Here is a 6,224-nt window from a genome sequence, read left to right on the forward strand (position 1 = left end):
CTGGTTCTACACCACGACCTCGGCGCCGTATATTATGTCGGAGGCGGCACCTCTGGCTTCGCCAAAGTACTGCGCGGCCTGGTCTTGGAGCATGATGTGGTGTTCCTGTGCCACGAGGCGACCGAGAGCAACAAAGCCTTCATCCTCGACGGCACGGTTGACGCGGTGATCGACCAAAACCCCCGGGTTGAGGCGCGCGAAGCCCTGAACCTGCTCACCGCCGCCGCCCGAGGTCTGCCCTACAGCTACATCCCGCCCCGCTTGCAACTGGTCTTGCGGGAAAACCTGCCGGATGAATGATCAAATCCAACCCAAAAGCCGCCACCACAAATAATCCAGCGGCAACAGCACTACCACCGTCAGCCCCGCCAAAATCAAAACCACCCGCGTCAAATGCCCCAGCTTTTCGCCCGATAGCCCCATCGCCACCACCAAAGGCGCCACCTGGTACGGCAACAACACCGTTGAGAACCCTACAACCTGCGTCATCAACACCGCCTGCAAGCTAAACCCGCTCGCATGCGCCAAATCCTGCGCCATCGGCGTCAACACCGAAGGCACGCTCGACACCGTGGTCAGCAGCCCGGTCAGGGTTGATATCAGCAGCAGCGAGCCAAAAGTCACCACCGTGTCCCCCGGATGCAGCGGCAACACCGCCCGCAATTCTTGCCCCAGCAACGCTCCCAGACCCGAGGCATTCACCAACGCTCCAACCGCCAACGCGCCTACAACAAACAGCAGCAACCCGAAATCAACCGAAGCTTTGAACGCCGCTGTTGAGACAACCCCCACCCCCGGCGCAAGCAACACCGTCGCCGCGCCAAGCCCAACCCAAGCCGCATTCACCCCGTGCAAACTATCGGTCAGCCACATCGCCAATGTCACCAGCAGCACCAGCGCCACCCGCAACTGCGCACTCCGATTGCCCGTCTCCTGCGGCACATGCTCAGCCGCCCCTACCGAGGCCACAGCCGGAAACAGCCGTATCACCAACAGCGCCATCAGCCCGGATTTCAACACACCCAGCACCGGATAATGTAGCCACAAATAGCCCGTGTAGCTGAAATGCACACCGTAAATCGTCTCGGCAGCGCCAGACAACACCATATTCGGGATATTCGCGGGCAGAATGGCAAAACTCGGCATATTGCAGGCGATGCTAAGCGCCACCGCAATCCCAATTCGCCCATTTGACCCCGCCGCAAACCCGGCCTGCGTCGCCAGCGCCATCCCAATCGGCAGCAACACCACCGCCCGGCCAAACGACGACGGCATGATAAAGCCCAAAGCCATCGCCACGGCCGTCAAACCAAAGATCATCCGCGCGTAACTGCCGCCCAGCAGCGGAGCCAACACCCGCGCCAGCAACACCCCCAACCCCGAGACACTGATCGCCGCTCCGATCACAAACCCCGACACGATCAGCCAAACAGCCGTCGAGCCAAACCCCGCAAACACCAGATCAGCCGGAGCCAACCCAAATACCAAAACCACCGCAAACAAGATCAGACTCGCGAAGTAATTCGGCACCACGCCGCTGCCCCAAAACCCCAGCGTCAGCAGCACCACTGCCAAAATCCGCGCCTGATCCGCAGCCAGCCCGACAGGTGGCACCAGCGCCAGCCATAGGCAGCACAACGCCAAAACCGCCATCCCCACCTGTTTCACCGCAAATCTACTCTGCATCACTTGCTCCCTCTGACTTGCACTCAAGCTAGCCGAAGCGCCCACGCGGTGTTAGACCGCTATGATGCCAAACGATATCGCCAATGCGCCAATGCGCGCCCCAACGCCCGCCGGGTTCCTGCAAGACCCGGCCCGCCCTATCCTGTGCACCGGTCGAGACCTGCCGCCACAACATGGCGTCGTGCCACATCAGCATCCGCGCAGCCAACTGCTATGGGCAACCCAAGGCGTGCTGCGCATCACCTCCGACCAAGCGATCTGGGTGGTGCCGCCAAGCCATGCGGTCTGGATACCCGGCAACGTCCAACATGCGTTGCAATCGGATACCGCCGCCGTGGTGCGCAACCTCTATATCGACGCCTCATGCCCGCCACGCCGCGACACCGCCTGCGCCGTGTTGACGCTGACTCCGCTGATGCGCGCGCTGATCTTGCGGCTTTATACTGAGGATACCACCGCCGCCTTCCCGGCCCGCTTGCTGCGCCTATGCGCCGTCACACTTGATGAAATCGCCAACCTGCCACAAGCCCCGCTGCATCTGCCCGGCGGCCAAGACCCGCGCTTGGTGCGATTGATCCGCCATCTCGGCCACCATCCCGACGACCCTAGCGCCCTGCCCGAACTCGCCCGCATCGCCGCCGCCAGCCCGCGCACGCTAGAGCGCTTATTCCGCCAAGAAACCGGCCTCACCTACCGACAATGGCGCAGCCGCCAGCGCCTGCTACTGGCCATAGAGCGCCTCACCCTCGGCCAAAGCAGCGCCACCATCGCCTACGCCTTAGGCTACCGCAGCCCCAGCGCCTTCACCGCCGCCTTCCACGCCGAATTCGGCACGCCACCGCAAAGTTTCCGGAAGCAGACCGCCGTGACATGATGACAAACCGCCCAAACCTAAATCTCTAAAATTTAACTAAAATTGCTTTCGCATTGGTCTAAATATCCCACGGGGGTCTGGGGGTGTGAAACCCCCAGCGCCAGCCCAAAGAACCGTCCCTATTCCCCCGGCAACCGCCGCACAGCCCCGGTCGCAGCCGAGGTCGCAAACAACCCATAAGCCCGCAACGCTTGGCTAACCTTCCGCGCCCGTGGCTTCACCGGTTTCCAGCCCTTAGCGTCCTGCGCCGCGCGCCTTACCGCCAGATCAGCCTCCGACACCGCAAGATGAATCGTCCGCGCCGGGATGTTGATCTCAATCCGATCGCCTTCTTCCACCAACCCAATCAGCCCACCCGAGGCCGCTTCAGGCGACACATGCCCAATCGACAGACCCGAAGTCCCACCCGAGAACCGCCCATCCGTCAACAACGCACAGGCTTTGCCGAGGCCCTTCGATTTCAAATACGAGGTCGGATACAGCATCTCTTGCATCCCCGGCCCGCCCTTCGGCCCCTCATAGCGGATCACCAGCACATCGCCTTCTTTGATCCAGTTCGACAAAATCGCTTCCACGGCCGCATTCTGCGACTCAAACACCCGCGCAGGGCCAGCGAACACCAGAATGCTGTCATCCACCCCAGCCGTCTTCACGATGCAGCCCTCCGGCGCGATATTCCCCGACAACACCGCCAGCCCGCCATCGTTCGAGAACGGAGTCTTCGCCGAACGAATAACCCCCTTCTCCCGGTCGGTATCCAGCTCCGCCCACTTGCGGCTCTGACTGAACGCCACCTGAGTAGGAACCCCACCCGGAGCAGCCAAAAACAACTCCCGCACCTCAGGATGATTGCTGCGCGAAATATCCCAATGGTCAATCGCCGCCCCCAAAGTCGGCGCATGCACCGTCGGGCAATCGCGGTTCAATAGCCCCGCCGCATCCAACTGCCCAAGGATCGCCATGATGCCCCCGGCGCGGTGAACGTCCTCCATATGAACGTCCTGCTTGGCCGGGGCCACCTTGCACAACACCGGCACCTTGCGGCTCAACGCATCAATGTCGGTCATGGTGAAATCAACACCACCCTCATGCGCGGCCGCCAAGATATGCAAAACGGTATTCGTCGACCCACCCATCGCAATGTCGAGCGCCATCGCATTCTCAAACGCGCCCTTGCTGGCAATCTCGCGCGGCAAAAGGCCCTTCTCGTTGCCCTCATAATGCCGCTTGGTGATATCAACGATCACCCGGCCCGCCTCAAGAAACAGCCCCTGCCGCGCCGAATGCGTAGCAAGTGTCGAGCCATTGCCCGGCAGCGACAGCCCCAAAGCCTCGGTCAGACAGTTCATCGAATTGGCGGTAAACATCCCCGAGCACGACCCGCAAGTAGGACAAGCCGCCGCTTCAATCTTCGCCAGATCCTCATCCGACACCGACTCGTCCGCCGCCGACACCATCGCATCAACCAGATCGAGCGCCAATTCCTTGCCGTCGATCACTACCTTGCCAGCCTCCATCGGCCCGCCCGACACGAACACCACCGGAATGTTCAGCCGCATCGCCGCCATCAGCATCCCCGGCGTGATCTTGTCGCAGTTCGAGATACACACCATCGCATCCGCGCAATGCGCGTTCACCATGTATTCCACCGAATCCGCGATCAGCTCACGCGACGGCAGCGAATACAGCATCCCGTCATGCCCCATCGCGATGCCATCATCTACCGCTATGGTGTTGAATTCCTTGGCAACCCCGCCGGCCTTCTCAACCTCGCGCGCCACCATCTGCCCGAGGTCTTTCAGATGCACATGCCCCGGTACGAACTGGGTAAACGAGTTCACAATCGCAATGATCGGCTTGCCGAAATCGCCATCCTTCATCCCCGTCGCACGCCAAAGCCCGCGCGCACCCGCCATATTGCGGCCGTGAGTGGTGGTTCTGGAACGATAAACAGGCATGGCTGATCCTCATAGCTAGACGTCCCGCGCCACGCGCGGGAACTCGGCACCCCTTATTGACCCTTGCCGCCGCCCGCTTCAAGAGCGCAATCGCAAACCGAACCGCTTGATGACCGATATTTGCGCAGCTTCGCACGCCCACCTCCACGCCGCCCCGGACCTGATCCGGGGCCTCACCACAAGCGCAACAAAGGGCTTCGCCTGACCTCGGGAGGACGCGCCAACAGAAGTTCTGCACACTTTATCCCCCCAACCCCTTCCCCAGATTTTCATCTGGCACCGCCGCAAACCCGCCCTCCACCGGGAGGTCAGGCGCGGCCCGGCGGGTTCCGGGCAGAAGTAAAGGCGAATGGGCCATCCGGGCCGAACGAAAAAGCCATTCAACCTACCTGCCCGCACCAGCAAACGCCACAAGACCATCGCCCCTCTGCACCCGCACAACAAAGGGCCGCGCCTGACCTCGGGAGGACGCGCCGCCATTAGTTCGACGCGGTTTATCCATCAACATCCCCCACAGAATTTCTGCTGGCACCGCCGCAATCGCGCCCTCCCACCGGGAGGTCAGGCGCGGCCCGGCGGGCTTCGCCCTTGATTCCGGGCAAAAAGAAAAGGCTGGTGTAGCATCGACAAGACGGTACCGGGCCGCCGTTCGTCACGTCAATCCGACCAGCCTTCTTTGAGCATACCCGAAGGAGACGAACTGTGCACAGATGAAAATTGCCCTGTTCGCGATGCTATGAGCTACGTAGAGTGCTTACGCAACGGTCTGGGGCATGTGATAAAAATGGAAGTAATCGCGAATAAGAATGAAACATTCATCCTACTGAATGGAATAAGCACTCCCAAAAACATCCAGTTTTGTGACGGCGTTCAGCTTGAGCAGGCCGACACCTCTCAATTGGATTTCGCAAGCGCGGTATCAACATGCTCTCGGCCAGATGATATAGCCGTCGTCGCAGCGTTCATACCCCGTATTACGTCACAATTTCGAATAAACGCTAGCTCACCTCGCGAGGTTTCTATCATTGCGTGGAATTCATCATGGGACGCGCTTCTGTTATCCGCCATTTTTCAAGCAGAAATTGGTTTCAACATACAATCAGACACGACCGCTAATCAAATATCGTCGAACAGTTCCCTTCGTGGGATACATCGGCAAATGAGTGGCTTCAACGATGCTCCCCCTTACATTATAACAGGACGGGATGTCGATTGGCTTTCAAGGTACTTTGGCAACGCACGTTCTTTACTAGGAGAAGATAGCTTTCAAACTGCTGTTCAATGCCTCGCAACTTACCATTGGCATCCGAACCCGAGAGTTAAGTTGGCCATGATTTGGGCGGGAATAGAGGGAATATTCGGAGCCAGTTCTGAAATACGCTTTAGAATCAGCGTTTGCATTGCAAGATTTCTGCATGCTGACGACGAACTGGAACGGAAGAACACATTTGAGATAGTAAAGAGATTGTATAATGTTCGATCCAAAGCCGTTCATGGAGCAAAGTCAAAAGGTGAGCTTAGTTTGGGGGCCATTGAATCTGCAAATTTGCTTAATAAGTTGCTAATAAGATCCATCGAGACTGGATTACTACCAGTAGAGGCGGATCTTTTTCCCTAGCCTGCTTGGGTACGCAAGCTATGGCCGAACATGATTTTAGCCATCGCACCCCACCGCCCCCGCCCCCCCCCCCCCCCCCCCCCCCCAC

General features: G+C 59.4%; 3 protein-coding genes and 1 pseudogene. 2 read left to right on the forward strand and 2 right to left on the reverse strand.

Annotated elements, in window-relative coordinates; genetic code table 11:
• Positions 1–300: pseudogene (locus JWS10_RS19315) on the forward strand (LacI family transcriptional regulator); the annotation flags it as partial.
• On the opposite strand, the gene JWS10_RS19320 reads toward JWS10_RS19315, so the two are convergent.
• Positions 301–1,686 carry an SLC13 family permease gene (locus tag JWS10_RS19320; protein WP_299509423.1) on the reverse strand — a complete coding sequence of 462 codons (1,386 nt, stop codon included), beginning with the start codon at positions 1,684–1,686 and terminating at the stop codon, positions 301–303. It abuts the pseudogene before it with no gap.
• 64 nt (positions 1,687–1,750) lie between these two features.
• Between JWS10_RS19320 and JWS10_RS19325 the strand changes: the two genes are divergently transcribed.
• Complete coding sequence (locus JWS10_RS19325; RefSeq protein ID WP_299509424.1) at positions 1,751–2,560, forward strand: helix-turn-helix transcriptional regulator; 810 nt, start codon at positions 1,751–1,753, stop codon at positions 2,558–2,560.
• A gap of 119 nt (positions 2,561–2,679) precedes the next feature.
• Here JWS10_RS19325 and ilvD read toward each other — a convergent pair whose 3' ends face one another.
• Positions 2,680–4,518 (reverse strand): dihydroxy-acid dehydratase, encoded by a 1,839-nt coding sequence (gene ilvD, locus JWS10_RS19330; protein ID WP_299509425.1) that lies wholly within the window; start codon positions 4,516–4,518, stop codon positions 2,680–2,682.
• Positions 4,519–6,224 lie beyond the last annotated feature (1,706 nt).

Source organism: Cypionkella sp. (genome assembly GCF_028290025.1).
Lineage (GTDB): Bacteria > Pseudomonadota > Alphaproteobacteria > Rhodobacterales > Rhodobacteraceae > Cypionkella.